Genomic DNA, 26,975 nt, shown 5'->3' on the forward strand with positions numbered 1-26,975 from the left:
TATCGGCCTGCCCGATGCCTAACTGTGGCTCGATCGAAAATGGAGTGTCATCATGGTTAGAACAGCATTGGTCGTCGGCGCAAGCGGGATCGTTGGCGGCGCAACGTCAGAGCTTTTGCTGAAGGAAGGCTGGAAAGTCTATGGGTTGGCGAGGCGACCCAAGGGGCATCCGCATATTATTCCCGTCGCTGCGGATCTGCAAAATGCGAGCGAAACGGCGCGGGCGCTGAGCGATGTGCGCCCCGATGCCGTTTTCATCACCACATGGGCGAGGCAGAACAGTGAGGCGGAAAACATCCGCGTCAATTCGGCCATGGTCCGCAATTTGCTGGATGGGCTGAGACCCGTTCGATCCACGCGGCATGTGGCGCTGGTGACCGGCTTGAAGCATTATCTTGGGCCATTCGAGGCCTATGGCAAAGGCACGCTGCCTCAAACGCCGTTTCGTGAGGCACAGGATCGGCTCGATATTGAGAACTTCTATTACGCGCAGGAAGACGAGGTCTTTGCCGCTGCCGAACGCGATGGATTTACTTGGAGCATCCACCGCCCGCACACCGTGATCGGACAGGCAGTTGGCAACGCCATGAACATGGGTACGACGCTTGCCGTCTACGCCACGATCTGCCGCGAGACAGGCCGACCGTTCCGCTTCCCCGGCTCAACCGTTCAGTGGAATGGTCTCACCGACATGACGGACGCCAATCTTCTGGCGAAACACTTGCTATGGGCGACCGAGACACCGCGGGCGCACAATCAGGCGTTTAACGTTGTCAACGGCGATATCTTCCGTTGGAAATGGATGTGGGAACGAATTGCAAACTGGTTCAGCCTTGACACCGCCAGCTTCGATGGAATGGGCAGTCCTCTTTCCGAACAGATGAGCGGGGATGCTGCGATCTGGAGTAATATCGCCAAGCGTGAGAGACTGGCTGAAACTGATCTCAATCGCCTCGCCTCTCCATGGCATACGGACGCGGATCTGGGCCGTCCCATCGAGGTGGTAACCGATATGAGCAACAGCCGCCGTCTAGGGTTCAAGGAATATCAACCCACGGATGATGCATTTGTTGCGTTGTTCGAAAACCTGCGAGTAAGCAGGCTCATACCCTAAATGGGTTTCAGCATTAGGCGATAAGAAATCGAAACCGCCACAGATTAACTGGCCCGATTCACGTAATCAAACTCAAACCCCTGGAGCGACATGAGATTTCACTCATCTGACCGTCGAGAGGCTTCCAAACCTATTGCTGTGCGTCTGGCACATCAATCGATTTCGCTTTCAGGGACCGAAATCGATAGCGCTGACTGATGGTAGAAGGCGTACTGCTTCTAGTAACTTCTGATCGCTCATATGATCAAGCTCTCTGCGCTCTTCGCGATCGTCAGCGCGCTTCAGGTTCTTGGTGCTGCCCTTTGATCATAGTCGCTGCGGTCAAAAGGCCTTGGGTAATTTCGGAATCGTCACGCCATCAGTGTTCAATCGCCAAGGCGGTGGTGTGAATGTCGAATGCTGCATCTCGACCCGGCCCCTGTGATAATCCGATTTCTTCGCGAAGTTCGCGAATGATTAAGACGGCTCGCTCGAGCATGCACCTTTTTGGTAGTTCAGATATGCGACGCGATCCGGTTCGCGTCGCGCGCAAGTTCACCCACAAAATCTGTCGTAATGCTCATCTCGTCAGATTTTCGCTCTTGCTGGTGAGGTCAATCGTCTGGCGATGACGAGTAATCGTTTCCTCGACACAGTGGTTTTTGAGAAATAGAGTCATTCGACGAGCCCACGCAGGCCCATCCGTAGAGAAAGACGACAGAATTTGATCGCGGCTTGTTTCATTTCCGCAAATTCAGATGCCAAGTTGCAGCGAACCATTGACCGTCATATCTGGCAAGATACGAACGAATGAACCGGCAGCCATCGCGGAACAGCATGGTCGACGATCTACAGGCGGCTGATGAGGCGGTCGAGCACTTCTCTTGCCAATGCAAAGCAGCTTCACCAGCACCACCATGCCCGCTTCCAAGGCCTCGCAGAGGAAAGGTGGTAATGCCCGCTGGTAGGCGACCAAACTGCTATATCATAATCCAGTTCGCTCGCCTCAACCAGAAAAGGTTGGCAAGGGTAGAACGAGCGAAGAGCAAAAGTCTTATGGTGTAAAATATAAGTCTTTGTCTCCGTTGAACCTTTTGATCTTACTCCCGTTGAGTGCTTAGGTCTCGTTTGAGACCGCGCCGTTTCATCATCGGCCTTGAAGACTTGCAGCACTGCGGAGCATGGAATTGTCAAACAGGATTGTTGCCACCGGCGCGAGCGCGGGTATCGATCTCGCGATTGCCCAACAGTTCGCGAGCGCCGAATGGGCTACCGGGACAACTCGCGATCCAGACCGTCTTGAGCCAGCACGTCAGCTAGTCGAGCCCTCTGGAGCTAATCGACTTGCACCGATCGACGGTCCCAGCAAGGCTAGGGTCGCGGGATCAGCAAAAAAGTACGTTGCCCGCCGAGAGTTTCGCGTCGTTGAGGCCACTCTAGCAAGAGGTTCCCTAATTGCTGGTCTATCGGCTATAACTCGCGCGACGGCATCTGTCAGGAGACTTCCGCGATGACAGGCTTGTTATCGCAAGTAATTCCTGGCTTAAAAGCGAGTTCCAAAGCTGGGTTCAGCACGGTTGCCCGCTTTAATGGCTATTTGCCTCTTGAGGATTACGCTGCCCTTGGGGAGGGACGATCCGTTGCCTTGTCGGGCAAGGATGGATCAATTGACTGGTGGTGCGTACCGAACATGGATTCGCCTCCCCTGTTCGATCGATTGCTGGATGCCGAGGAAGGCGGATATTTTCTAATCGAGCCTGATGAACCTTACACAGTGACTCGAACGTACCGGACAGACAGCAACGTGCTTGAAACGACTTTCCGGACCGTCGGAGGCGTCGCGGTGCTGACGGAATCCATAAACAGCGGGACTGCTGGTCGATTGCCTTGGGCTGAGCTTGCGCGCCGGGTTGATGGGGTCAGCGGCTCGGTAAGATTCCAAATTGCGATGAAGCTCGGACGCCGCGGCAACACTGCGAATCCTTACCATTCGACGATCGGGAAACATATCGTATTTCACGTCGAGACCGTGCTTGGTCTTCTGTTGCATAGCGACGGTGTCGAATGCCAATGGGAAGACGAAGGCGTCAGCGGCTGCTTCGCTGTATCCCGAGGTGAGCGCAAGACGATCGCGATTGTCGCTGGCCGAGACGAACCCCTTGTCGTTCCGAAAATCGAGGACATAGACCACCGTATCGACATATCAGATGACGAGTGGCGAATCTGGGCGAAGAGCATCGATTATGACGGCCCCGACAGGACCTCTTTCGTGCGCAGCGCGCTTGCACTCAAGCTTCTTCTTTACTCGCCGTCGGGTGCGATTGCAGCCGCTGCGACCACATCGCTTCCCGAACGCATCGGCGGAGAAAAAAACTACGACTACCGATATGCCTGGATTAGAGATGCCGGTTATACGATCAAGGCATTTCTGGCAGCAGGAGCTGAGCCTGAAGCGAAAGCGGCGTTCTCTTGGCTTCTGTCACAACTGAAGCGACACGGACCGAGGGTCTGTTACACTCTCGACGGCGAACTGGTCGAAGACGTGAAGGAGATCGAAGCGCTTGGCTACCGCCAGTCATCCCCGGTCGTTGTGGGCAATCTAGCCACCAATCAACACCAACATGGTATTTACGGAGATATCTTCGAGACAGCATCTCAGTTTGTCGACAGCGGGAATATCTTGGATGCTTCGAGCGCGGAGCTCTTGGCTCATCTTGCTGATGAGTGCGCTGACAGGTGGCGGATGCGTGACGCCGGCATATGGGAGCTCGAGGAAAATCAGCATTACACCATGTCCAAAGTCAGTTGCTGGCAAGCGCTTGCTCGTGCAGTCGAGCTTGCAGATCAGGGACAACTTCCCACGACCTGCCGTGACCGTTGGGAAAGGGAGCGAGACCGGGTTAAAGACTGGATTGAGACAAACTGCTGGTCAGAAGAAAAGCTGGCTTTCGTTATGTACCCCGGCTCCCAAAAGCTGGATGCCTCCTTGGCCTTGGCGGTACGTTTCGGCTTCGACGGTTTCGAGCGGTTGAAAGCGACGATTGACGCCATCGACCGAGAACTCGGCAAGGGAAACTTCCATTACCGATACAGTGGGGCAGAGAAGGAAGAAGGATGCTTTCTTGCCTGTTCTTTCTGGATGATAGAGGCGCACGCCATTCTTGGAAATCGACAGGAGGCATTGCAAAGGTTCGATGCCCTAAACGATGCGTTGAAGGCCAGTGTCGGCATTTTCTCGGAAATGATTGATCCAGATACCGGCGGCTTCCTCGGGAACCTTCCACAAGGGTTGACCCACCTTGCCCACCTGATGACGCTCTCGGTTCTGCACGAAGAATTTGCGCCTGACACAAACTACCAAACGCAAAAAGATCACCAAGGAGAAAAAAATGACTGATCGGCTAACGATGCAAGACCCGCGCCAACAATACCCAAAGCCGCCATTCCCTGAACAGCCGCAGCCGATGCCTGGTCTTGCCGCTGACATGGATCCGAAGCCTGACCATGGTGAGACGAGCTACAGGGGTGCCGGCAAGTTGACCGGTCGCAAGGCGCTCATAACAGGTGGCGATAGCGGGATCGGCCGTGCGGCAGCTATCGCCTATGCGCGCGAAGGTGCAGACGTCGCGATCTCCTACCTGGACAGCGAGGAAAGCGACGCTAAAGAAGTTATTGCTCTAATCGAAGCGGAAGGCCGCAAAGCTGTCGCTCTTCCCGGCGACATCACTGAAGAGACATGGAGCCGCGAACTCGTTCGTAAGGCTGTCGATGCTCTCGGCGGTCTTGATATCCTGGTCATCAACGCTGGCCGCCAACAGCATCGCAAGGACATCTCGAAGGTTACTTCCGACGACTTCGATAAGACACTAAAAACCAACCTTTACGCGATGCACTGGATTTCTCAGGAGGCCGTCGAACACCTTCCCGCAGGCGCCGCAATCATCACGACTGCATCCATTCAGGCGTATGATCCATCGGCGATCTTGCTCGACTACGCAACGACGAAAGCCGGCATCGTCGCTTACACAAAAGCTCTGGCAGCACAACTGATCGAAAAAGGCATTCGTGCCAACGTCGTTGCGCCCGGTCCTTTCTGGACCGCGTTGCAGTCGTCTGGCGGCCAGCCGCAAGAGAAGGTCACCAAGTTCGGTGAGCAGACCCTGTTCGGCCGTCCAGGCCAGCCGGTCGAGATTGCCCCGCTTTATGTTCTCTTGGCCAGTCAGGAGGGCAGCTATCTGACAGGCGAAGTGTTCGGTGCAACCGGCGGCGACGGTATCGCATAAGACTCTAAGGGCGGCCAAAAGGCCGCCCTCTCACATCAAGATATCGCCGAAAGCTCCTCATTAAACATAGCGCCTGCTAACGGATATTTCTTGCGCTCATCTTCGTCCATCCCGTTATATGCGGTGGTGATGTAGAGCATGTTAGGCTCGCCCGGCGCAAATGTGCAGCTCGTAGGGTTCGGAACGGGTACAGCGACCTGAGCTATTTTTCGTCCGTCCGGTTCGAACACGTCGATGCGGGCTCCCCCGTAGATTGCGGCATAAATCCGCCCATTGTCGTCAACGCAGAGGCCGTCAGGGTTGCCACAATCAACCGTGACAAACTCGCGCTTGCCAGAAAGTTTTCCCGATTGAGTATCATAGTCATATTGCCATATCGTCGAGCGCGCGGTGTCGGCATGGTACATGATTGTCCCGTCAGGGCTCCAGGACTTACCGTTTGCGTTCTCATAGCCGCTTTCGACCAGCTTCAGGTCGTTCTCGTCGAGTACAAATAGCCCGGCAGTCTCTGAAGGGGCGTCGGACGTATCGATCGTGCCAACCCACAGACGTCCCTCTGGCGAAACCTTGCCATCGTTGAGGCGATGATCGCGGGGTAAGTCGAGCGTGGCGATCGCTGTCTCCTCGCCAAGCTGAGGGTCGAAAACGTAAACACCGTCTTCAAGGCACAACAACAACTGCCCGTCTTTCGGAACAGCGAACGTAACCTTTTTTGTGAGCGTCCAGCTCGAATGCGCTTTGGAAACGACGTCGAGAACGTGGATCGTTTTGCCCTCGATATCGACCCAGAACAGCCGGTGGGTCGCGTGATCATAATGCGCGCCTTCACCGAGCTGGTTCAGCGGAAGGTCAAGGCCCATCGGTTCCGCTAATATGCGAATAATTTGCACGGTCATGGTGGCGTTCCCTCATCCACGGTAGCGATTGGCCGAAGCGATGCGTCGAGCGTTTCTAACAGGTTCCAAGGTGAGCTTGGTTCCGCTGACGTCCCGCCACTGAGACAGGCGAACCCCAATCTCCAACTTCGCTATCACTGCCCTCAAACGCACGAGACCGGAGAAAGAGCGAGCGAAGGAAAATAAAAATATCTGGCGGTTGGTTGCTCGAAACCAATTGCGCTTCATTCCGTTAATCGCCGCCACATCAACGAGGTTCGCCATGACGCAACGCACGCTCCTGCAATTTTTCCACTGGTACACGCAAGATGGAGGTGGTTTGTGGAAGGAGATAGCGGAAAAGGCTGAGAGCCTGGCGGCCATTGGCATCACGGATGTATGGCTTCCCCCAGCTTACAAAGGTTCCTCTGGTGGATTCTCCGTTGGTTACGACACCTACGACTTGTTCGACCTCGGCGAGTTCGATCAGAAGGGTACGGTAGCGACCAAGTATGGCGACAAGACCGCACTTGAACATGCCTGTCGGGTACTGAACGAGAACAGTATCGGTGTGATACACGACGTCGTGTTCAATCATAAGATGGGCGCAGACGAGAAGGAAACCGTCCACGTACGTCGTGTGAACCCGGACGACCGCAATCGGATGGAGGACAATGCGTTCGAGGCGCTGGCCTACACCCGCTTTACCTTCCCCGGGCGTGGCGGAGCTCATTCACAGTTCGTCTGGGACCAAAAATGCTTCAGCGGTGTCGATGTCATCGAAAATCCCACGGAGACCGGCGTATTCCGACTGGTCAACGAGTATGGCGATGGCGAATGGAATGACGAGGTCGATAACGAGCTCGGCAATTTCGACTATCTGATGGGTGCCGATGTCGAGTTTCGCAACAACGCTGTCTACGAAGAACTGAAATACTGGGGTCGCTGGCTGTCAGATCAGGTACGTGTCGATGGTTTTCGCCTCGACGCAGCAAAGCACATCCCGGCCTGGTTCTTCCGCGACTGGGTTGGCCACATGCGCCAGACCGTCAGGGAAGACTTGTTCGTGGTTGCCGAATACTGGCATCCGGACATGGGAACGCTGAAGAGCTACCTGGACCTCGTCGATCACCAACTGACCGTGTTCGACGTGGCGCTGCACCACCGTTTCCACGAGGCGTCAAAGGCTGGTGGCGATTTCGATATGCGGACGATCTTCGACGGATCGCTCGTCTCCGTGCACCCCGATCATGCTGTCACGATTGTTGACAACCACGATACGCAGCCGCTTCAATCACTCGAAGCCGCCGTCGAGCCCTGGTTCAAGCCGTTGGCATATGCGCTTATCCTGCTGAGCAATCAAGGCATCCCTTGCGTTTTCTACCCTGACCTTTATGGCGCAAGCTATACGGACGACAAGGACGGCGAGCATCGCGCGGTCGAGATGCCAGCGATCGGATGCCTGCCGGCAATCATCAACGCCCGCAGACGTTTCGCACACGGCCCACAGACGGACCTGTTTGATGATCCTCATTGCATCGGCTTCATTCGTCACGGCGCAGACGGATTGCCTGGCTGCGTCGTCGTGATGTCCAACGGCGAGGCCGGGGAGAAGCTCGCAGATCTTGGAACGGATCACGCTGGCGTAACTTACGTCGATTTGCTTGGCCATTACCATGCTCAGATCGTGGTCGGCGACAATGGCAAAGCGACGTTTCCGACAAACGGCGGCAGTGTCAGTGTTTGGGTCCAAGATGGCACGCTTTAAAGTACTGCTGCCACTTAAGGGGCAGTATCTCGGCATAGTTCACTGTAATCGTTGACCCTGCAAGTAATCAGATATCTGGATTGCTCTTCCAAAAATTCGGCCTCTAAAGCGGAAACGCGGACGGCGGCAAATTGCTGCTAGATGCCTCCGTCCGTATTCCTGTATTACATGGCCGGAAGCACAGCGATATCGCGAACTTCGTTTTCCGTGCCGGTAATAGCACCGACCTCCGTTGCGGCACCCGTTTCGAGATTGACGGTGTACAGCATCTTGTTTGCAGCGAGATAGGCGGTGTTCTTGCCGCCTTCCATGCCCTGAATGTCGAAGGCATAGGTTGCGGGTTTGTCCTTGAACCCAAGCTTGCCGATTGCCTTCAGAGTACCGTCATTCGGCTTGGTCTGCTGGATCAGAGCACCTATGGTCGCGTCGATGTTGTACATCGCGGTCTTTTCCGGCTTGCCGATGGAGTTGGTATAGGCGGCAGCGACAATGTTCGGCGTTTCGCCCTTATGCATGTCGCCATCCTCGAAGGCCAGCACGCCGTCTACTGTGACTGCACCGGTATCAGGATGGACGCGGTGGTTGGTGGTGCCAGTCATGAAACGAAGACGGTCCGCCATCGGGTTGAAGTCGACGACGACCGGAGCCTCCGTCATCGTCAGCATCTTGTCCATTTTCGCGAGATCGGTGGCAGCGCCGCTTTCAAGATTGATGGTGACGATGCGATGATCCGGGGTAACGCCGATTACCGTCTTGTTGCCGGGGCGGTAATCGATGCCGACGAGCTTATCGACGCCGGTTACGTCCATGGTCTTTGTCACCGCGGGCTTTTCGGTATCGAACATGACGAGTGTCTTGTCGCCCGTCAGCCCGAGAACGGGTGCCGAAAAGGCTGTAGATGCCGTGGCGGCAAAGGCAACGGAGGCGATTAGTGCGAAACGAATGGTCTTCATGTCTTTCTCCCGTGCGTTCAATGTTCAAGAAGGCTTCAGGCACTCGGCTCTTGACCCTTCTTGATTGAAGACACCGCAGAGGATGCGTTTGGATGCAGGCTATAAAAATAATCTTGATACTGCATCCATTCGCTGGCTGGATGGGTATAGTTCCAGAAGGCTGACGATGTTCAACGTCGGCATCAGGGGAGGGTAAGGATATTGATGGGCTCTGGGCCGGATGATCTGGATAAGGCGCTTGCCGCCTGCGCCAAGGGCGACCGATTGGCACTGCGTCGTATTTTCGATCAGGAAGCCGGACGGCTGGTCGCTGTGGCGCAACGCATCGTCAGGCGTCGCGAGCTTGCCGAAGAGGTGGTGCAGGAAGCCTTTATCCGAATATGGACCCACGCTTATCAATACAGTGCCGACCGTGGCTCCGCGCGGGGATGGATTTATGCCATCGTCCGGAACAGAGCGCTCAATCTCCTGCGGGATGGCAAACGTGAACATTTAGTCGAAGAGGTCGAAACCCTTCAGGAAGCCGAGCAGGCAGACACAATCATGGCGGCGTGGCACCGGCTGGATCGACAATCCCGTTTGCACGAATGCCTCGGATCGCTCGATGAAACGAAGCGGCACGGTATCCTGATGGCCTATGTTGGAGGATATTCTCATGGGGAGATCGCCGGAAGACTGCGCATTCCGCTCGGGACCGCGAAGTCCTGGATCAGGCGCGGGCTTCTGACGCTTCGGGAGTGCATGGCATGACATATGACCGCAAGGACATAGCAACCCTCGCCGATGAATATGTGCTGGGTTTGACCGAGAGCGCCACCGCCACGGAAATCGAGGAAGCCATGGAGCGCGATCCCGAACTGAAGGCCGCGATTGCCGCAAGCCGCGAGCGTTTTCTGCCGCTGGACACCGCTGTTACACCGGCAACCGTCAACGAGGCCTTGTGGCATCGCATTGAATCGGCGCTGCCTGCGCAACATGCGAAAAGCGACACGCCTGTCCCCCCGGTCGCGAATGACAATAACAGCAAAGGCTGGAAGATCGCGGCGCTTTCATCGATTGCCGCTGCATTATTGCTTGCGATCGGTCTTGGCTACAGCCTCACTCGCACGATAGAGCCGCTTGTCGTCGCCGTTTTGATCAATGAGGCCGGAGAGGTTCAAGCTGTTGTCGAGGACTTTGGAAATGAGAAAGCGACGATACGTATGCTGGCTGACTTTGCTGTGCCGAACGATAAGGCGATAGAGGTTTGGACACTTCCATCTCGGGAAATGGGGCCTGTTTCGCTTGGATTGCTGGAGGGCGTTCACTCGGCTCGCCTTTATGGGCCCGCATTGCCAACCCCGCGTGACAATCAGCTATACGAGATCACGCTCGAACAGGCGGGGGGATCACCAACCGGTCGTCCGACAGGGCCTATACTGGCCAAAGGACTGGCGAGATTTCCGCGCTGACATATTTTGAAATGAGGTCTGATTATTGAGACAGTGGGCGCATGCTGGCATGCGCCCACCCTTCAAATCAGGCAAGAAACTCAATCAGGTCCTGGTTCAGGCGATCAGGTACGGTCGCAAAAAGGCCATGAGGTTCGCCGTCATACTCGATGAGCTTTGCTCCCGCGATACCGTTCGCAGCCGCTCGGCCTGTCGGATCGATTGGCACCGTCTTGTCGCCCGTGCCGTGGATGACAAGCGTTGGAACTGTAAACGCCGCGAAATCTGGCCGGAAGTCCGTCTTGCCGAATGCGTCAACGCAATCGATTGTAGCCTTCGGGCTTGCCATGACACCAAGAACGAATGACCAATCCAGCACGCCTTGGCTGACCGGGCTGGTCACGAAGCCGACGCCATAGAATGTCTTGGCAAAGCTTTGCAGGAAGTCGAAGCGATCCTTGCGAATATCCTTCTTCATGCCTTCGAAGACGCTGACATCAACACCATCAGGGTTGCTTTCATCCTTGAGAAGATAACCCGCAACCGACGCGACAAGAACTGCTTTCGATACCTTCGAGGCGCCATGGCGTGAGAGATAACGAGCTATCTCGCCGCCGCCCATGGAAAAGCCGACAAGCGAAACACTCTGGAGTTCAAGGCCATCAATGACGGCGGCCAGATCGTCCGCGAAGGTATCATAGTTGTAGCCGCGTGCAGGATGTCCAGACTGGCCAAAACCACGACGGTCATAGGTGATGACCCTGAAGCCTGCTTCCAGCAGAGCGACTGTCTGGTATTCGAACATATCGCCGGTCAGCGGCCAGCCGTGGATGAGGATGACCGGGCGACCCTCTCCCATATCCTTGACATGCAGTTTCGTGCCATCTTTTGCTTCGATGAATGCCATCTGGTGACTCCTTTGATGATGCCACCGGTAAAGCGTGCAACACAGATAGAGTTCCTTTAAAACTTTGCCTGTATTCCCGTCACGACGCTTGTTGGATTGCGAGCCCTCACAGCAAGACGGAGGCTGCTAAACCCGCACAGTTATCGTCAAGACCGCTCTTGCCAGGAAGCACAACTGGACACTGTAAATTGCGGCTCCAATCACGGTCTAAGCTCTTGACCAGGAATTAACCGCGGACACCTTGTTCTGGAGTTGTCAAAATAGTCTAACTTGCTGAACAGGGCTCGGGCTTTTTCCGTTGCAGGCGCCATCAACGAGTTATGTTTCTTATTACTTCGCCACCGTTCAACCGCTCAGAGCTTGCAAGCAAACATTGGCGTCGATGCCAAAATGTACGTTTCACACGATTGATTAAGGTAAGAGACGTGCCGGAATGCGTGAGCTAAGGTAATCAAAAGCTTCGCTATTCCGGCAAACATCTCTAGAAATGAGGTCAATCCACAGGGATCTCTACGCCACTTCGCAGATATCCAAAATCGTCAGAATATAGACCTTGATCATGTCGAGGAAGTCGACAATATCTACCCGCTCGTCAGGCATGGTGTTGTACCGCCCGCCCGGCCCGCAAACGATGCCCTCTATGCCGAGTTCGTGATACAGATGTCCCGCATCCGTGCCGTAAAAACGCGTCGGCGTGATTGCGCCGGTCGGCTGCTTTTCACCGCGCACGGTCTCATAGGCTGCATTGATCGATTTTACGATAGGCGATTCAGGGGAGACCTCGAATGGTGGCATCAGAGGGCGGCCTTCGATGAGCTCGGGGACGAGTTTTGCTTTCAGGCCGGGGAACCGTTCTTCCAGCGCACGCAGCTCCCGATCAAGGTCTTCGAGTACGCCTTCCTGGGTCTGGCCGGGCGCATAGCGGCACGAGCCCTTCAGACGCACGAAATCCGCGACCTGCGGTGGCCGCCATTCTTCAAGATCGCGACCGAGTGCGCCATGCACGACACCAACGTGACCACGGTTGATCGAGCGGTGAACGTCGCTCTTCGCTCCGCTGAATGTCATGCAGTAGATGCGTGGAATGATATCGCAGGCAGCAGCAATCGCATCGACGGATTCTTCTCGCTTCGAAAGATGGCGAGTATGACCGGTTAATTCGATGACGTAGCTGAGTGCGGCCGCATGCATCGTCACGGCGACGAGATCGCTAGGCTCACTGTTGATGAAATAGTCCGCCTTGACGCCGTTTTTAATCGCCGCAAGCGTCCCGATGCCACCCTGCAACTCGCCCACAACGAAGGTCAGGATCACATCGCCTTTCAGCTTGATCCCAGCCTCCAGCAACGTCTTGACGGCGCAGAAATAGGCACCGTCGCCCGCTTTCATGTTCGACACGCCGATACCGTAAATGTACTTGTCGTCGACCAGACCCGCGTAAGAGTCGACCGTCCAGCCTTCGGTGACCGGGTTGGTGTCGAGGTGGCCGTTGAAAAGCAAGCTCTTGCCACCCCCCTCGCCTTTCAGGCGACCGATGGTGTTGAAGCGGCGCCCCTCATCAAACGGCTGAAGCTCGGCTTCGACACCGATTTTCTTGAGCTCCGCGGCCATCCAGCGGGCAAGATCCTTCTCGCCCTCTGTTTCCGAGTGGCTTTTGTGTTGAACCATCTGCGAGAGGAAATCGAGGCAAGCGTTTTCGTCGATCCGTTCCACGAGGGATTTCGGGTCCATTGTCATGCTCCTTGCGATATAACCAATTGTACTGTGCGGCGGCGCGAGGCACGGCTGCTATCAGGTTGCGGGTATATTCGGCCCGCTCGGCGCTATCGATCTCGTCTGCCTTCACGACTTCGACCAGATCCCCGCGATACATGACGGCAATACGGTGAGCGATCTGGCGAATGAGGTTGAGATCGTGGGTAATAAACAGGTAAGCCGTGCCGCTTGCCCTCTGAAGTTCCAGCAACAATTTCACCACCGACGCCTGCACGGATACATCCAGAGCAGAGGTGATCTCGTCACAGATAACGAGTTTCGGCTTTGAGGCGAAAGCACGGGCGATCGCCACGCGCTGCTTTTCCCCGCCCGAGAGCTGGTGCTTCCTCGTGAACGGGTGCCCGATTTGCCGGACACGCCGGAAGACATGCCCCCACTCTTTTATTTGCATCTTCTGGAGAAGTACGGGATCAGGATCTCGGCGATCAGGGAGCAGGTAGCGGCCGACCTTGCAAACGAGGAGGATGAGAAATGGCTAAATCTCAAACGCCCAGCGGCGGTCCTGACGATTGATGAAGTGGCCTATGATCAAATTGCCGTCCCGGTTCTCTGTTCAGAGCATAGAGCAACGACGAATAATCACAGATACGTCAATGAAATTCAATGATCAGCGAGCTGCCCACCTTGAATGAAATCGAACTGCAAACACCTTGATCCGAAAGCTATTAGGCTAAGGCTAACTGATTGAAAAAGCTTCAGGCCATTCCTGAGCCCCGTGCAAAATACGCAGTACTCGAACCGTAGCTTCTGTGATCGTATATACTGCGACGTAAGGCGTTCCGCTGATTACAAGTTCACGTGTCCCAGCAATTCTTCCGGCCCTGCCACTTGCTGGAAAATCGATCAGGCGACGGACTGCAACGACGATACGTTCGTCGACCAAAATGGCAGCGGCCGCGTTCTCCAACTCGATGAAAGTAAAAATTGTGTCGCGATCCGATAAGGCAAACGCGGACCACGTTAGTCTCAAGACGTTATACCCGCCGCGTTATTGCGCGCAGAATGCCGACGCTTTTCGAAATGGGCTTCCACTTCATCGTCGGAAATATCCGGTCTTGTGTCATTTAGCGCCTCAAGCACCTTTGCACGAAACCAGGTATCGTGAGCCTCGCTGCCTGAAAGAAGTTCAAGCGGCAACATGCCCTCATTGGCGGTCCTCGTAAGCAATATGCGAACCGCGTCTGACACCGTAAGTCCCATACCTTCCAGAACGAGGGACGCCCGGTCACGAACGTCAGCATCGATACGAGTTTGAACGAGCGCATTTGCAGCCATAGCTATCTCCAGATTGATTCCTAATAGTAATGCAATTGAATTACAAAATCTAGCATTCGTCTTTGGCCAATCTACTTTTTAAGTGCGATACCAAACTGCGATTGCGCCAGTTCACGCGGCGCCCGGTCCAGAAACCCCTTGTAGATATTGTCGTAAACGGTCGCCCATATCTTGTAGGTTTTCTACTATCCTAACAAATCTGACCTTCTGCATTTATCCAGGAACCATGCCAGCACCTCCATGCTCGGGCCGCGTAACCAACGGTCAAGACAGTAGGAGAGGCCAATGTTCAGCTTCGATAAGCGTTAACAGTATCTTGTGAGCGTCACTGCACCCGATCCGATTTTTGCGCGCATGCTTCAGCAATAGGAGGCGTTGAGGGCGAGATTCGTGTTTGCATACAGTACTTTTTCCAAGCGTGGGGCGCGCGCTGCCCTACCACCAAGTATCGCGACATGCTGCTGCACACAGCAACTGAAGAAATCGGTCATATCGAGATGCTTGCGACGGCTGTTGCACTCAATCTTGACAAGGCCCCGGCTAGTCTGGCCGTGGCAGGTGCAGCCGATGGAATAGTGGGCGCAGTTATGGGCGGTGAAAAGCCACGCCATGTGGTTGAAGGCATGCTGCACAGGCACATTCTCTCGACTGGAATGGCAGCTTTTCCCGGCAATTCGGAAGGGGTGCCGTTCGATATGTCCCATATCTATGCGAGCGGAAATCTTGCTGCGTATATGTACTGCAACGTCGCGGCAGAAAGCACCGGCCGGGTGCTCGCCACCCGTCTTTACAATGCCGCACACGACGACGGCATGAAGGACATGCTTCATTTCATGATCGCTCGCGATACCATGCATCAGCAACAAAGGCTGGCAGTTATCGAAGAGTTAGGCGGACACGAAGGCGCACTCCCAATCCCGAATAGCTTTCCGCAGGAAAAAGAAGATCAGACCCACAATTACGATTTCTTCGCCGCGGCATCGGATGGCTCCGTTCCGCCTCCAGCGCGTGGAACGAAGGCCCATCAGTCGATCTGAAGGGGCAATTCACTGTCTTCGAAAACGTGCCGATGGGGGATGAGCCCGTGCTAGGACCAGCGCGCCCGGATAGCGGCGCGCAGAATGAACAAATCGGCTAGCGCTGATTAGTTGGGCCGTCCTTTGGGTCGGCCTTCTGTTTTATGGGCAACCTCAAACATACCGGGCATGAAGTTGACAATCAAAACCCTTCGGTAGAATGCGAGCTTCCTCGCTCAGCAGATGAGCCGCTTGATCTGTTGAACCAAATAGTCGTTTTGATAAATTTGGTCTTCATTACGCGGAACATCTTACTAAAATTCTGACGCATAAACCCGTTGCCAACGCAGCAGCTTGCGTTAGCCATCGAAACGTCGCTCGTCCAGACCGATGCTCTAAAGGCACCAGTGACGATTGCTAAGCATTCGTAGAGTCGGCTGATTATATGGTTAAGTCCCTCACGGCTTGAGGACAACCTTGACGCAACCGTCCTTCTTCTCAAGGAAGGTCTTGTATAGGTCTGGCCAGTCTTCGAGCTTGCCGGTGTGTGTGATGATAAAGGATGGATCAATCTCGCCGTTTTGGATGCGATCCATCAGAACCAACAAATAATGCTGAACCGGGGTCTGGGCCATTTTGAAGGTAAGTCCTCGGTTGATTGCTGATCCCATTGGGATCTTGTCGAGGAAGCCGCCGTAAACTCCGACAATCGAGACCGTACCGAAATTACGGCAACAATGAATGGCCTGGCGAAGAACGTGTGGCCTGTCCGTTCCCATGAACGTCGCCACCTTGATCCGGTCGATGCGCGCATCCCAGCTTGCGGATGGGTCGGATTCCGTCCCCACTGCATCTATACATGCGTCAGCGCCACGACCATTGGTCAATTCCATGATCTGATCGTAGATGTCGCCTTCGAGATAGTCGAGCGCGATCGCACCAGACATCTTTGCCAACGCCAGCCGCTCTGGCACACTGTCGATGGCGATGACCCGTTCTGCTCCTAATATGAAGGCCGATTTGATCGCCATCTGGCCGACGGGACCGCATCCCCAGATGGCTATCGTATCTCCCGGCTGGATGTTGCAAAAGTCTGCCGCCATGTATCCGGTTGGAAAAATGTCTGAAAGAAACAGAACCTGATCGTCGCTCAAACCGTCCGGCACTTTGATCGGACCCGCATCAGCGAAAGGCACCCGCAGATATTCCGCTTGCCCGCCGCTATAGCCGCCCAAGAGATGGGTGTACCCAAACAGCCCGGCCGGCGAATTACCCCACATTTTGGTGACTTTTTCCGGTTTCGGATTTGATCGTTCACATCCTGAAAAAAACCCACGTTTGCAGAAGAAGCATTCGCCGCATGCGATCGTGAAAGGTACGACGACACGATCGCCGACCTTCAGCTTCTTATTGTCCGTGCCAACCTCAACGACCTCCCCCATGGTTTCGTGGCCCATGATGTCGCCGTGATGCATTTCCGGCATTATGCCGTTGTAGAGATGCAAATCGGAACCGCAGATCGCGCAGGCCGTGACTTTGATGATCGCATCCCGGCCATCCTGGATTTCAGGGTCGGGAACGCTCTCGCAACGGATGTCGTGCTTGCCGTGCCAGGTCAAAGCCTTCATTTTCGTGATCCTCGCTGTAATCGATATCGATACGCGGACGAACCAAGAAGCGTCTGAGGTGTTCCAGACATGCCGTTGACTATTTTAGCGTTAGCTTGGATTTAAGTGGAGCATGTTCTCGTCAACGACGCGATTCTGCGATGCTGGGACGATATGCGCGTTGAAAGCGTTAGGTCCTCAACATGATTTAAAATTTCCCTGAGCGACCTGTTACTAAACCGGGAGACATGCGCCGTGGAGGCTTCCAAAACGATAAAATTGCTGGAGGAACGCCTTGCCCGCGCCGAGGCGCAACTGGCCGAAACGGCAAGACTTGAAGCCGTTACGCGAGAGAGCAACGCCCGGCATCGTCTCTTGATAGGTACCGTGGCTCAAGCCGTTTGGGAAACGGACGCATCGGGTGTCGTTACGACCGACAGCCCGAGTTGGCGGTCCTATACTGGCCAGACACTGGACGAGTGGCTCGGGTACGGCTGGTTGGACGCGGTCCACCCCGATGACCGGGCATTTGCAGAACGGCAATGGCGAGCGGCAATGGCAGCATGCAATTTTGTCAACGCCGAGTTTCGACTTCGCGCCCCGGACGGCGGGTGGCGCTGGACCAATGTCCGCGCAGCGCCAGTACTTGACGCGGCGGGAAGGATCGAAAAATGGGCGGGTATCAACATCGACATCGACGCCCGCAAGCGTGCCGAGGCGGCACTTTTCGAAAGCGAAGCGCAGTACCGCCTGCTATTCGATGGCATAGCAGACTGGTTTTGTGTGCTTGAGGTGTTGTTCGACGAAAACGATAGACCCTTCGACTATACGTTCCTGATGACAAACCCTTCGTTCGAAAAACAGACCGGAGTGATAGATCCGGTAGGTCGATCCATACTGTACATGGCACCGAAGCACGAGCCGCTCTGGATCGAAACCTTTGGCAGAATTGCGCGTGGAGGCAAATCCGAGCGGTTCGACCACCGGGCCGATGCGTTGGGGCGCTGGTATGAGGTTGAAGCTACGCCCGTTGGCGAGCTAGGAGCAAAGCAGGTGGCCGTGGTATTTCGAGACGTACCTCAACGTCGCAAGGCGGAAGGGCGCTACGCGACAGCGAGAAACGACAAGCGTTTCTGCTGAAGCCAGCGACGCATTGCGACCGCTCTCGGCACCCTCGGATGTTGCCGAAACCGCGTGCCGCGTTCTTGTCGAGCACGCGAGCCGCGCGCAGCTGACTGAGGTAAACGGCAAACCCGGCGCGGAAGTGGGCGAGACCCATGGTCAGCACATCCGCAACGGACAAGAGATGCCTAAACGCTTTCTCCTAAAACTGTTTGGGGAACAGCTCGTTGCAATCTTGCGCACCAGTCATTCGCTCGTTCTTTCCAATACGGCCAGTGATCCGCGACCTACCGGCGACAGTTATTTCGGCATCCCTGATGATGCGACCAGAAGCAAACCATCGTTTCTCGTAAAACTCACGGTAATTAGGCAGATGGGCCTTTGGCACGACCCCAAGGATTTTTCCGCCGTGAACCGCCAGAGCGCAGTTAAATAGCCGTCCCTCACGCGGTAGCGGGGCACGGATCAAAAGTACTGGATCAAGGTCCGCACTTGCCGTGAGAACCGCACCGATTGACGCCTCGACCGCATCGAGGAGAATATTCTGGCCGAGCAGATCGTCGATGGCATAGCCGGGGAGGCAAAGTTCAGGGAACACCATCAGGGCAACGTGATGATCGTGTCCCTGGCGTGAAAGCTCAAAAATGGCCTTGGCGTTAAATTCCGGATCAGCGACCTCGCATGCTGGTGTGCAAACGGCACATCGCACAAAGCCATGACTGTAAGGCGACCGAAATTCCATGGGCGATCATCTCCTTAAGCGCCAGTCCGGGATTGCATTGATCCAACCAGCCATATGCGAACCCACTATCGCCCGCGCGGTTCCGCGGAACCGATTACAACCCGTCAAGTTAGAGAATGATCAACCACGGGACTTGAAATGCCGCATCTTATCGAAATCCTGCTTCCGCTGACAAAAAGGCTAGTGCGCGAAAAGCTCGGTTCCATCCGCGCCGAACTGACGGATCGGTTTGGCGGTGTGACCCTTCACTCAAATGCTCCGGCAGAGAGTTTGTGAAGCGATAGCGGCGACCTCGCGAGGGATCGTTGTTGTCGAAATCATGACGGATAAGCTCGACCGTGTCTGGTGGGCGCAATTCCGTAAATGGCAGGAAAACCAGCTTTCCGAGGATGAGATCATCATACGCGTGACGGAGATAGAGTGGCTTTAGTGTGCATATCTTAGGTGGCTGAAAGCTGTTCATGCTTAATCTAGCGAATGCGCAAGTTCCTAGTGACAAGCGGTCCAAACAGCATGTTGATCCAGCGCTATCCGCTCGGTCTAAAGTAGAGGACGACGATCATTGGATACGACATTATTGGTAGGATATCTTGCCTCAATCTGCTCGGTGACGAGCTTTGTGCCGCAGGTCTGGAAGGTACTCAAAACCGGTGATACAGCTGCGATCTCCGCACGCATGTACGCACTAACGGTCGTTGGCTTCGCGCTGTGGACAACTTTCGGCATCCTGAGAACCGAGTGGCCGATCATTCTAACAAATTCGATCTGCTTCTGTCTCTCGGGTTATATCCTCATCAGGAAAATCCGCGCCATATGCAACGCTAATCTCGCTTCGAGTGCAAGATCACAGGCACCAAATGAGTTTGCGGGGAAATGTAAATCGAAGAACTCCCTTTCCGGATAGGAACGGCTGAGCCAACGGTTTACGGCAACTCGGCATCGCTGATTGCTACCTAGATCAGCGTTGCCACAGTGAGAATGACTTTGGAGTCTCCGGCAAACAAGGCGTCGACAAGGACATGGCAATAGAAAAGCTGGATCCGATCCGTGCCCGATTGGTCGATGCGGGTGGACGGGATTGGGCGGCGGCGGGCTTGCCGCCCGCTGGGCGTTGTTGCTCTCCAGATCATCCCGGATCATAAGTATGGAAATTCCAGCCTTTGGAACGCGTTGACGCATTCTAAAGCCCTCACCTTCTGACTTCAAACGCCTTTCAAGCCCGTGATGAGGCTCCCATCCAAGCTCCACAAACGGTCGGCTTCGGAACGATGGCTGCGCCCGATCGTTCTTGTTTCGGGTAAGCAAGAATGAGGACTATTGATGGGAGAGCACCAAGCCGGCCTCGTCTTGAAGGAAACGGCCATGGAAGTCGAGGCAATCGTATTCGAGCCAAGTGATTGGGTACCCAACAATCAGCGGCTTCCCGTTTTGTATTACCAGGTTCAGCTCGACGATGGCGATGACTTTGAAACGCTGTTTGCCCTGAACGCCTGGGCTGGGATCTGGACAGACGGCGTCTTCGATTACCAGCACTATCACGCCGGCGCCCATGAAGTGCTGGGCGTCAAAAGTGGAACTGCAACCTTGCTAATCGGCGGCCCGGACGGCCGAATGGTAGACGTTTCGTCAGGAGACTGCCTCCTCCTGCCGGCTGGCACAGGTCACCAGAACCTCGGAAGCTCAGAAGATTTCCAGATCGTTGGAGCTTATCCCGCGGACCAGCACGCCGATATCCAGCGATCAGCCGCCACAAAGGGAATGCTGCAGAAGATTGCGTCGCTTCCTTTACCCGAGACTGATCCGGTCCACGGCCCTTCAGGCGGGCTGCTCGAAAAATGGGGTTGAGCAAGCTTTTATCGCTGGAGCATCGACATTTCTACCTATGCATGCCGTAGCGTTTCTCAGGCAACGCTTGCGCCGCGCGAACTGCGCGATGTTCAGAGCGTGGAGCATCACCGATGCTTTTTTGTGATAGGCCAGTTGATTATTCCTCCGGCAAACAGTGCACCCCATACCAGTAAAGGCTGGAGCGGTAGGCGGATGCAATGGTATATCCACGACCAGATCGTCGGATCGGCGGTCCTCATGCTGTCGATGGCATGTTTCACGTTCGCGGGAAAGACATAGACGGCGTATGTTGCCAGCGCAAAACCTGCGAGTTTGCGGAGTCGAAAAAGCAATAGGCCGAGCGCGCCGGCAATCTCGCACAGTCCTGTCAGGGCGATGAAGAAGAAGACCTTGCGATCGCGACTGGACTGACCGTGCAGGAGATTGCAGTGGCTGAAGAAGGCAATGCCGTCCTGCCCAAGCATCACGTACAGCGCATCGGGCATGCGCTCAGCTAGTTTCGATGCCCCATCTCGCTTCGTCGCACGCAAGGAACGATCCGCAGCGCTGAGCCCGACTGGAACCTTTTGGCTCGAGTTCTTTTTAAGAGCCCTGCATCGACAAAAGACTCGGCTTGATAAGAAAATGGAGCGTGAGCGTATTATCCTCGCCGACATGCCGGAATTATCCGTCGCATTGCTTGAGTTGGCGCGCGAGCACGGGCGGATCACGGTCGCCGAGGCTGCCCGGGTCACCTATGCCAGCCGTCACACCATTAAGGATCATCTCAAGGCACTCGTGGATCAAGGACACCTCGCCCCGCACGGCGCAGGCCGCGGTGCATGGTACGGTCTCTCATGACGAACTGGATGACACGCCCACCTGAATAGGTTTGCTCTTGACCAGGAATTAACCGCGGATACCTTGTTCTGGAGTTGTCAAAATAGTCTAACTTGCTGAATAGGCCTCGGGCTTCTTCCGTTGCAGGCGCGATCAACGAGCCATGTTTTATTATTACTTCGCCACCGTTCAACCGCTCAGAGCTTGCAAGCAAACATTGGCGTCGATGCCAAAATGTACGTTTCACACGATTGATCTAATGGGAATAGGGGCGCGCGGACAGCCGGACTGGGAGTGTTGAGAAAACATTCTTTGCAGATGTTTTTCTGTCACGGGATAAATGCGGGCGTCAAAAACAAATGGCAGGTTCGGGTGACGAATCTGCCATTCGTGTCTTGCTCGGACGGAAGTTGGATAGCTGGCCCAGGCCTTATCTGGCGACGTAACGTCTCCATGGATGCTCTTCCTTGAAACCAAGAACCTCGCGCGCTTTTTTATTGGAAAGCGGAGCCTCGTTGGTTGCCATCTCTCGCAGGATCGGCGTGTCTGGGCAGTATTTGGCAAGGAATTCGGCGGTCGGCAGATCGGCTGTGATCGTATCGTTGACCGCGTTGAAAACCTGGAAGCCGAGCCCGTGCTTTTCGATGCAAAGATGGACGAGATTGCCCAGATCCCGCGCGTCCACATAGCTCCAGGCGTTGCGTTTGCGAGACATCGGGTTGTCGAGGAAGGACGGGAACTTGGAATATTCATGCGGCTCGATGACATTAGCGATGCGTAACGCGTAGATGTCGGCCTTGTAGCGCATGGCGAACGCACGTGCCGTCTTTTCATTCACCAGTTTCGACAGGCCATAGCTATCCATGGGGTCGGAATCGTAGGTCTCATCCAGTGGAAACGCGTGGAAATCCTTGTCCCCTTCTGCAAAACACACGCCATATGTCGTCTCGCTCGATGCGATGATCACCTTGCGGACACCGAGCTTCATCGCAGCCTCGATGACATTGTAGGTGCCAACGACATTCGCTTTGAAGGTTTCGTTGTCAGGCTCGATCAAAACGCGGGGAATGGCCGCGAAATGCACGAGAGCATCTGGTGCGGAAGGCGGAGCGCCATGTTCGAACCCGTCGAAGCCAAAATGCGTCGTCAGCGCATTGAAGACCTGTCCGCTATCGGTGATATCGGCAATCAGGGTGTTTACACCCGGCAGATCCAGAGGCTTCAGATCGATATTGAGAACGGAATATCCCTTCTCCAGCAACTTGGGAACCGTATGACGCCCCGCCTTGCCTGTGCCACCTGTAAAAACGATACGCTTGGCCATTTCTGCCTCCTCTTAAAGCTCTCGCACTCCAAATACCTTCATTCAGCGAATAGCTGACACGGAACGATATTATGAGTTCAGCCCTAACACATGCCGCAGTCAAACCTTAAGAAACTTAAATCGTGGGACGACGTGAAGTGTTACGCTTCGGATAAAGGAGGACCTGGCAAATGTATCGCCAGGTTTTGTTCTGCAAGAAGTTCAACCAGGTCTCAACCCAGGTATGGAATCAGCTTGTCCAGCGTGATCGGCAAATCCCGCACGCGCACGCCTGTTGCATTGTAGACAGCGTTGGCGACGGCGGCTCCAACGCCGGTGATGCCGATTTCGCCGATGCCGCGGGCGCCCATCGGGGCCCGGGGGTCGGGCTTGTTCGTGTGGAGGATTTCGATTGGCGGTACGTCCATTTGCACCGGCACGTGGTAATCTGCCAGCGATGCGTTGACGATGCGTCCTGTTCGCTCATCGAAATTGGTTTCTTCGGTCAGCGCCAAGCCAATTCCCATGATGATGCCGCCCTTGAACTGGCTGGTCGCCATTTTGCTGTTCAGGATTTGACCGGCGTCGTAGGAGCCGAGGAAGCGTGAAACGCGTGTTTCGCCGGTGAGTGCGCTGACACGCACCTCGCAGAACTGCGCGCCATAGGAATGCATGGAAAAAGCTTCCATTTCCGCTGGCGCGGGGCCTTCGGCCTCGCACACAAGTTCGTCTCGTCCCGCCCTGCGGAGAATGGATTGGTAGCTTTCGAAACGACTTTTATCGCCCATATGTGAAAGCCCGCCGTCCCTCGGTTCAACTTCGGCAAGCGACAGTCCGGCGAGAGGCGAGTCATTTCCGGCGAGCTTGATCAGTTCCTCCACGAAGACTTCAGTCGCTGCGATTACCGCACCGCCGATTGAGGCTGTTTGGGTCGAGCCTCCGGCAATGACGCCGCGTGGCAGCTTGCTGTCACCGTATTCGAAGGTCACGTGATCCAACGGCAAGCCAAGCCGCGCCGCGAGGTGCTGCACCTGAGCCGTGGCGGTGCCCATGCCCATGTCATGCACTGCGGTTGAAACCGTTACATGGCCGTCCGCCGTCAGTTTTATCCGTGCCGCGCCGCCGGGGAAGCGGTGATAGGGATAGGTGGCAGTGGCGCATCCCATGCCGATCAGCCATTCGCCTTCGCGTCTCTGGCGCGGGGTCTGGCTTCTTTTGTGCCAGCCGAACTGTTCTGCACCTTTGTCATAGGCTTCGATCAGATAACGCGAAGAGAAGGGTTTGCCGGTCGTCGGGTCCTTTTCGGGTTCGATGCGGCGGCGGAGTTCGATGGGATCCAGCCCCAATTTTTCGGCAAGTTCGTCCAGAGCGCATTCCAGCGCGAAGGTGCCGACGGACTCGCCTGGGGCGCGCATGAAGGTGTTGGCGAGCATATCCATATCGGCGACATTCTGGCCGATGTAGAAGTTTCTGGCAGCGTAAAGGTGGCGGGCTGGGAAGGTGAATTGTTCCGGACAGGCGTTATGCGATGTCATCGCTGCTGTACCGGTGTGGATCAGCGCATCGAGCGTACCGTCGGCCTTTGCGCCGAGCGCTACGCGCTGTTCGGTTACCGTGCGACCGCCGATAATTCGGAAGACGCCTTCGCGGGACAGCATGATCCGCACGGGCCGAGCGGCAAGTTTGGCAGCAGCGCAGGCAAGGATTTGATGATCCCAGAAACATTTTCCGCCAAAACCGCCGCCGACATAAGGCGACGTCACATGCACCTTGGCGACATCGATGCCGAAAATATCGGCGAGCTGCCCTGTCGTCAGATCGAGCAACTGGCTGGCGTCATGAACGCGCAATTCGTCATCGTTCCAGACGACTGTTGCCGCATGCAGCTCGATGGCGTTGTGGTTATGGCGTGGCGTGCGGTAGATGAGGTCGACCTTGACGTCCGCATTGGCGAGCGCAGCCTCGGCGTCGCCGATCTCGACATAAGGCGGCTGGCCGAGGAGATTGTCGAGTTGCCGGGGTGATTTCTTCGCTTCTTCGAAGGATGTGACTGCCGGTAGCAATTCATATTTCGCCACGACCAGCGATGCTGCATAGTCGGCCTGTTCCTGCGTTTCGCCCAACACAAGGGCTATAGGCTGACCGTTCCAGTGGATTTCGTCGTTCTGCATGACCGGAAGATTGCTGGATCCGGCTGCGGTTGGAGAAGACATCATCAAAGACGGTGCCTTCATTCGCGGCGCGTTCTTATAGGTCATGACGAGGATGACTCCGGGTGCTGCCTCTGCCTTGCTCACATCCAGTTCGGTGATGCGACCGCGCGCGACGGTGCTGAAAGCAAGTGCTGCATAGCTGATGTCATCATAGGGAAATTCCGCCGCGAAACGCGTCTTTCCCTGAACCTTCATCGGCCCTTCGATGCGGGATACGGATTGACCAAGCGATCCATGCTTGCGCAGCAAAGGATCAGTCGTGACCGCTGGCTGCCAGCGACCTTGCTTGCCTGCCTCCGGCAGGGTCTGGGTATCGGCGCTCATGCGTTTTCTCCCTTCAATTCTTCAAGAACCGCAACAATGGTCCGCTTCGCGAGCTCTATCTTGAATGCATTGTCTCGCAAGCCAACGGCATCTGCGAGCTCTGCCTCGGCGGCGGCACGGAAAGCATCCGCGCCTGCCGTCTGACCTTTCAGAAGCGCTTCAGCCTTCAGGGCTCGCCACGGCTTGTGCGCCACACCACCGAGCGCCAGCCTCACATCCCGCACATTGCCAGCGTCATCAACGTCCAGCGCAGCGGCGACGGAAATGAGTGCGAAAGCGTAACTTGCGCGATCCCTGACCTTTCGGTAGGTGGAGCGAGAAGCAAACGGCAGCGCAGGAATTTCAACTGCGGTAATGAGTTCGTCCGGATGGAGCTCAGTCTCAATTTCCGGCGTCTCTCCGGGCAGGCGGTGAAGATCGCGCAGAGGCAGGCTGCGCGTGCCCGCCGGTCCCTGAAGATGAACCATCGCATCCAGCGCGACGAGCGCAACGCACATATCGGACGGGTGTGTCGCAACGCAGCTTTGCGAAGCGCCGAGAATGGCGTGGTACCGATTGAAACCTTCCAGAGCATCACAGCCGGAATTGGGCTGACGCTTATTGCAATGCGCGGCGTTATCATAGAAGTACCGGCAGCGGGTGCGCTGAAGAATATTGCCACCCACTGTCGCCACATTTCGTATCTGCGCGCTGGCACCCGCCAGAATGGCGCGCGACAGAAGTGGAAATTGAGACCGCGCTGCGCCATGCGCGGCAAGCGCCGTGTTCTTCACACCCGCGCCGATGAGAAGACTGCCATCTGCGCGCTGCTCGATGGCGCTGGATAGATGCGTGACATCGACCAGCGTTTCCGGTCGCTCCACGGTTTCGCGCATGAGATCGACAAGATTGGTACCGCCGCCCAGATATTTCGCGGTCGGCCCAGCCTGTTTGAGCGCGATGGCGGAAGCGGCATCCGAGGCCTGATGATAGGAAAAGATATTCATGCCCGTGCCCTCTCTTCGGTCGGCACTGCCGCCTGTTGAACAAGCGTTTCGGAAATGGCTTCGACAATGCCGTTATAGGCACCGCAACGACAGAGATTGCCGCTCATGCGTTCGCGAATTTCAGTATCATCTATAGTGACGCTGCCGCTCGAAAGATCGCTAGTGACGACACTTGGAATGTTGCGCTCGATTTCGCCCGCCATTCCAATGGCGGAACAGAGCTGTCCGGGCGTGCAATAACCACACTGAAACCCCTCATGCTCGATGAAGGCTTTCTGCAAGGGGTGCAGGTTGCCATTGGCCGCAAGACCTTCGACAGTGGTGATGCTGCGTCCCTGATATTGAACGGCAAGGGCGAGACAGGAATTGATCCGCTCTCCATCCACCAACACTGTGCACGCGCCGCAAGCGCCCTGATCGCACCCCTTCTTCGTGCCGGTAGATCCCAGATAGTTACGCATGAGATCAAGCAGCGAGGTGCGGATATCCGCCTCTACCTCCACTACTGCTCCGTTGATGGTAAATTGCATTGGTCATCTCCCTATCTGAAAGTGCGTACCGGAACTTTCCGCCGCACCTGTTGAATGTGTGGTGATGGTGTGTGTGCACTCCTCCATCGAACCCTTTGGTACGAC

Annotated in this window: 26 protein-coding genes and 2 pseudogenes; 13 read left to right on the forward strand and 15 right to left on the reverse strand. The window is 55.6% G+C overall.

Features of this window, described 5'->3' with window-relative positions; genetic code table 11:
* Positions 1-52: 52 nt before the first annotated feature.
* From CFBP5473_RS14750 to CFBP5473_RS14760, 3 genes are all read left to right on the forward strand, one after another.
* Positions 53-1,114, forward strand: a complete 1,062-nt coding sequence (locus tag CFBP5473_RS14750) for an SDR family oxidoreductase (RefSeq protein WP_027676555.1) — start codon at positions 53-55, stop codon at positions 1,112-1,114.
* Between the two features lie 1,489 nt (positions 1,115-2,603).
* A complete protein-coding gene (locus CFBP5473_RS14755; protein WP_106389446.1) occupies positions 2,604-4,490 on the forward strand; it encodes a glycoside hydrolase family 15 protein in 1,887 nt (628 codons plus the stop codon).
* On the forward strand, positions 4,483-5,376 hold the full coding sequence (locus CFBP5473_RS14760) for an SDR family oxidoreductase (RefSeq protein ID WP_027676553.1): 894 nt from the start codon (positions 4,483-4,485) through the stop codon (positions 5,374-5,376). Before CFBP5473_RS14755 ends, CFBP5473_RS14760 begins: the two co-directional genes overlap by 8 nt.
* A 35-nt stretch (positions 5,377-5,411) precedes the next feature.
* On the opposite strand, the gene CFBP5473_RS14765 is transcribed toward CFBP5473_RS14760, so the two are convergent.
* Both CFBP5473_RS14765 and CFBP5473_RS14770 read right to left on the reverse strand, forming a co-directional pair.
* Positions 5,412-6,272 (reverse strand): SMP-30/gluconolactonase/LRE family protein, encoded by an 861-nt coding sequence (locus CFBP5473_RS14765; protein WP_027676552.1) that lies wholly within the window; start codon positions 6,270-6,272, stop codon positions 5,412-5,414.
* A gap of 12 nt (positions 6,273-6,284) precedes the next feature.
* Positions 6,285-6,536 carry a hypothetical protein gene (locus tag CFBP5473_RS14770; protein ID WP_027676551.1) on the reverse strand — a complete coding sequence of 84 codons (252 nt, stop codon included), beginning with the start codon at positions 6,534-6,536 and terminating at the stop codon, positions 6,285-6,287.
* Here CFBP5473_RS14770 and amyA point away from each other — a divergent pair.
* Positions 6,535-8,019, forward strand: a complete 1,485-nt coding sequence (gene amyA, locus CFBP5473_RS14775; protein ID WP_027676550.1) for an alpha-amylase — start codon at positions 6,535-6,537, stop codon at positions 8,017-8,019. The two genes, CFBP5473_RS14770 and amyA, sit on opposite strands and share 2 nt — an antisense overlap.
* A gap of 164 nt (positions 8,020-8,183) precedes the next feature.
* On the opposite strand, the gene CFBP5473_RS14780 is transcribed toward amyA, so the two are convergent.
* Positions 8,184-8,972 (reverse strand): DUF4394 domain-containing protein, encoded by a 789-nt coding sequence (locus CFBP5473_RS14780; protein ID WP_027676549.1) that lies wholly within the window; start codon positions 8,970-8,972, stop codon positions 8,184-8,186.
* Positions 8,973-9,176: 204 nt separating this feature from the next.
* On the opposite strand from CFBP5473_RS14780, the gene CFBP5473_RS14785 reads away from it, so the two are divergent.
* Positions 9,177-9,722 carry a sigma-70 family RNA polymerase sigma factor gene (locus CFBP5473_RS14785; RefSeq protein WP_027676548.1) on the forward strand — a complete coding sequence of 182 codons (546 nt, stop codon included), beginning with the start codon at positions 9,177-9,179 and terminating at the stop codon, positions 9,720-9,722.
* Complete coding sequence (locus CFBP5473_RS14790) at positions 9,719-10,423, forward strand: anti-sigma factor (RefSeq protein ID WP_027676547.1); 705 nt, start codon at positions 9,719-9,721, stop codon at positions 10,421-10,423. The genes CFBP5473_RS14785 and CFBP5473_RS14790 overlap by 4 nt, the downstream gene beginning before the upstream one ends.
* A gap of 67 nt (positions 10,424-10,490) precedes the next feature.
* Here CFBP5473_RS14790 and CFBP5473_RS14795 read toward each other — a convergent pair whose 3' ends face one another.
* The 3 genes and pseudogenes from CFBP5473_RS14795 to CFBP5473_RS14805 form a co-directional block, all read right to left on the reverse strand.
* The gene (locus tag CFBP5473_RS14795; protein WP_027676546.1) at positions 10,491-11,309 is read right to left on the reverse strand and encodes an alpha/beta fold hydrolase; all 819 of its coding nucleotides are present in this window, start codon (positions 11,307-11,309) and stop codon (positions 10,491-10,493) included.
* 510 nt (positions 11,310-11,819) lie between these two features.
* The gene (locus CFBP5473_RS14800; protein WP_027676545.1) at positions 11,820-13,040 is read right to left on the reverse strand and encodes a M20 family metallopeptidase; all 1,221 of its coding nucleotides are present in this window, start codon (positions 13,038-13,040) and stop codon (positions 11,820-11,822) included.
* A 34-nt stretch (positions 13,041-13,074) separates the two neighbouring features.
* A pseudogene (locus CFBP5473_RS14805) lies at positions 13,075-13,407 on the reverse strand (ATP-binding cassette domain-containing protein); the annotation flags it as partial.
* Between the two features lie 45 nt (positions 13,408-13,452).
* On the opposite strand from CFBP5473_RS14805, the gene CFBP5473_RS14810 reads away from it, so the two are divergent.
* Positions 13,453-13,692, forward strand: a complete 240-nt coding sequence (locus CFBP5473_RS14810) for a UTRA domain-containing protein (RefSeq protein WP_027676544.1) — start codon at positions 13,453-13,455, stop codon at positions 13,690-13,692.
* Between the two features lie 69 nt (positions 13,693-13,761).
* Here the strand turns inward: CFBP5473_RS14810 and CFBP5473_RS14815 are convergent, their stop codons facing one another.
* Together CFBP5473_RS14815 and CFBP5473_RS14820 are read right to left on the reverse strand one after the other, a co-directional pair.
* Positions 13,762-14,055: a type II toxin-antitoxin system RelE/ParE family toxin gene (locus CFBP5473_RS14815; RefSeq protein WP_084631769.1), complete on the reverse strand. Its 294-nt coding sequence runs from the start codon at positions 14,053-14,055 to the stop codon at positions 13,762-13,764.
* Complete coding sequence (locus tag CFBP5473_RS14820; RefSeq protein WP_027676543.1) at positions 14,052-14,360, reverse strand: type II toxin-antitoxin system RelB/DinJ family antitoxin; 309 nt, start codon at positions 14,358-14,360, stop codon at positions 14,052-14,054. The genes CFBP5473_RS14815 and CFBP5473_RS14820 overlap by 4 nt, the downstream gene beginning before the upstream one ends.
* A 318-nt stretch (positions 14,361-14,678) precedes the next feature.
* Here CFBP5473_RS14820 and CFBP5473_RS14825 point away from each other — a divergent pair.
* Positions 14,679-15,498, forward strand: a pseudogene (locus CFBP5473_RS14825) (manganese catalase family protein).
* Between the two features lie 336 nt (positions 15,499-15,834).
* Here CFBP5473_RS14825 and CFBP5473_RS14830 read toward each other — a convergent pair.
* The gene (locus CFBP5473_RS14830; RefSeq protein WP_027676542.1) at positions 15,835-17,004 is read right to left on the reverse strand and encodes a zinc-dependent alcohol dehydrogenase; all 1,170 of its coding nucleotides are present in this window, start codon (positions 17,002-17,004) and stop codon (positions 15,835-15,837) included.
* Positions 17,005-17,238: 234 nt separating this feature from the next.
* Here CFBP5473_RS14830 and CFBP5473_RS14835 point away from each other — a divergent pair, with 234 nt between their 5' ends.
* On the forward strand, positions 17,239-18,123 hold the full coding sequence (locus tag CFBP5473_RS14835; RefSeq protein WP_027676541.1) for a PAS domain-containing protein: 885 nt from the start codon (positions 17,239-17,241) through the stop codon (positions 18,121-18,123).
* Positions 18,124-18,307: 184 nt separating this feature from the next.
* Here the strand turns inward: CFBP5473_RS14835 and CFBP5473_RS14840 are convergent, their stop codons facing one another.
* Positions 18,308-18,847, reverse strand: coding sequence for a nitrilase-related carbon-nitrogen hydrolase (locus CFBP5473_RS14840; RefSeq protein WP_027676540.1), 540 nt, complete (start codon positions 18,845-18,847; stop codon positions 18,308-18,310).
* Between the two features lie 138 nt (positions 18,848-18,985).
* On the opposite strand from CFBP5473_RS14840, the gene CFBP5473_RS25360 reads away from it, so the two are divergent.
* From CFBP5473_RS25360 to CFBP5473_RS14855, 3 genes are all read left to right on the forward strand, one after another.
* Positions 18,986-19,123 (forward strand): hypothetical protein, encoded by a 138-nt coding sequence (locus CFBP5473_RS25360; RefSeq protein ID WP_234881830.1) that lies wholly within the window; start codon positions 18,986-18,988, stop codon positions 19,121-19,123.
* Between the two features lie 343 nt (positions 19,124-19,466).
* Positions 19,467-19,751 carry a SemiSWEET family sugar transporter gene (locus CFBP5473_RS14850; protein ID WP_234881870.1) on the forward strand — a complete coding sequence of 95 codons (285 nt, stop codon included), beginning with the start codon at positions 19,467-19,469 and terminating at the stop codon, positions 19,749-19,751.
* A 458-nt stretch (positions 19,752-20,209) separates the two neighbouring features.
* Positions 20,210-20,692, forward strand: coding sequence for a cupin domain-containing protein (locus CFBP5473_RS14855; RefSeq protein ID WP_136954384.1), 483 nt, complete (start codon positions 20,210-20,212; stop codon positions 20,690-20,692).
* Between the two features lie 107 nt (positions 20,693-20,799).
* Here the strand turns inward: CFBP5473_RS14855 and CFBP5473_RS14860 are convergent, their stop codons facing one another.
* Positions 20,800-21,225 (reverse strand): DoxX family protein, encoded by a 426-nt coding sequence (locus CFBP5473_RS14860; RefSeq protein ID WP_136954385.1) that lies wholly within the window; start codon positions 21,223-21,225, stop codon positions 20,800-20,802.
* Between the two features lie 94 nt (positions 21,226-21,319).
* Here CFBP5473_RS14860 and CFBP5473_RS14865 point away from each other — a divergent pair, with 94 nt between their 5' ends.
* Positions 21,320-21,535 carry a winged helix-turn-helix transcriptional regulator gene (locus CFBP5473_RS14865; protein WP_027677056.1) on the forward strand — a complete coding sequence of 72 codons (216 nt, stop codon included), beginning with the start codon at positions 21,320-21,322 and terminating at the stop codon, positions 21,533-21,535.
* A 409-nt stretch (positions 21,536-21,944) separates the two neighbouring features.
* On the opposite strand, the gene CFBP5473_RS14870 is transcribed toward CFBP5473_RS14865, so the two are convergent.
* From CFBP5473_RS14870 to CFBP5473_RS14885, 4 genes are all read right to left on the reverse strand, one after another.
* Positions 21,945-22,838: an NAD-dependent epimerase/dehydratase family protein gene (locus CFBP5473_RS14870; RefSeq protein ID WP_027677057.1), complete on the reverse strand. Its 894-nt coding sequence runs from the start codon at positions 22,836-22,838 to the stop codon at positions 21,945-21,947.
* Positions 22,839-23,050: 212 nt separating this feature from the next.
* Positions 23,051-25,354, reverse strand: a complete 2,304-nt coding sequence (locus CFBP5473_RS14875) for a xanthine dehydrogenase family protein molybdopterin-binding subunit (protein ID WP_027677058.1) — start codon at positions 25,352-25,354, stop codon at positions 23,051-23,053.
* The gene (locus CFBP5473_RS14880; protein WP_027677059.1) at positions 25,351-26,340 is read right to left on the reverse strand and encodes an FAD binding domain-containing protein; all 990 of its coding nucleotides are present in this window, start codon (positions 26,338-26,340) and stop codon (positions 25,351-25,353) included. Before CFBP5473_RS14880 ends, CFBP5473_RS14875 begins: the two co-directional genes overlap by 4 nt.
* Complete coding sequence (locus CFBP5473_RS14885) at positions 26,337-26,870, reverse strand: 2Fe-2S iron-sulfur cluster-binding protein (RefSeq protein WP_037171793.1); 534 nt, start codon at positions 26,868-26,870, stop codon at positions 26,337-26,339. The genes CFBP5473_RS14880 and CFBP5473_RS14885 overlap by 4 nt, the downstream gene beginning before the upstream one ends.
* Positions 26,871-26,975: the final 105 nt, after the last annotated feature.

Source organism: Agrobacterium larrymoorei, from assembly GCF_005145045.1.
Taxonomy (GTDB): Bacteria; Pseudomonadota; Alphaproteobacteria; order Rhizobiales; family Rhizobiaceae; genus Agrobacterium; species Agrobacterium larrymoorei.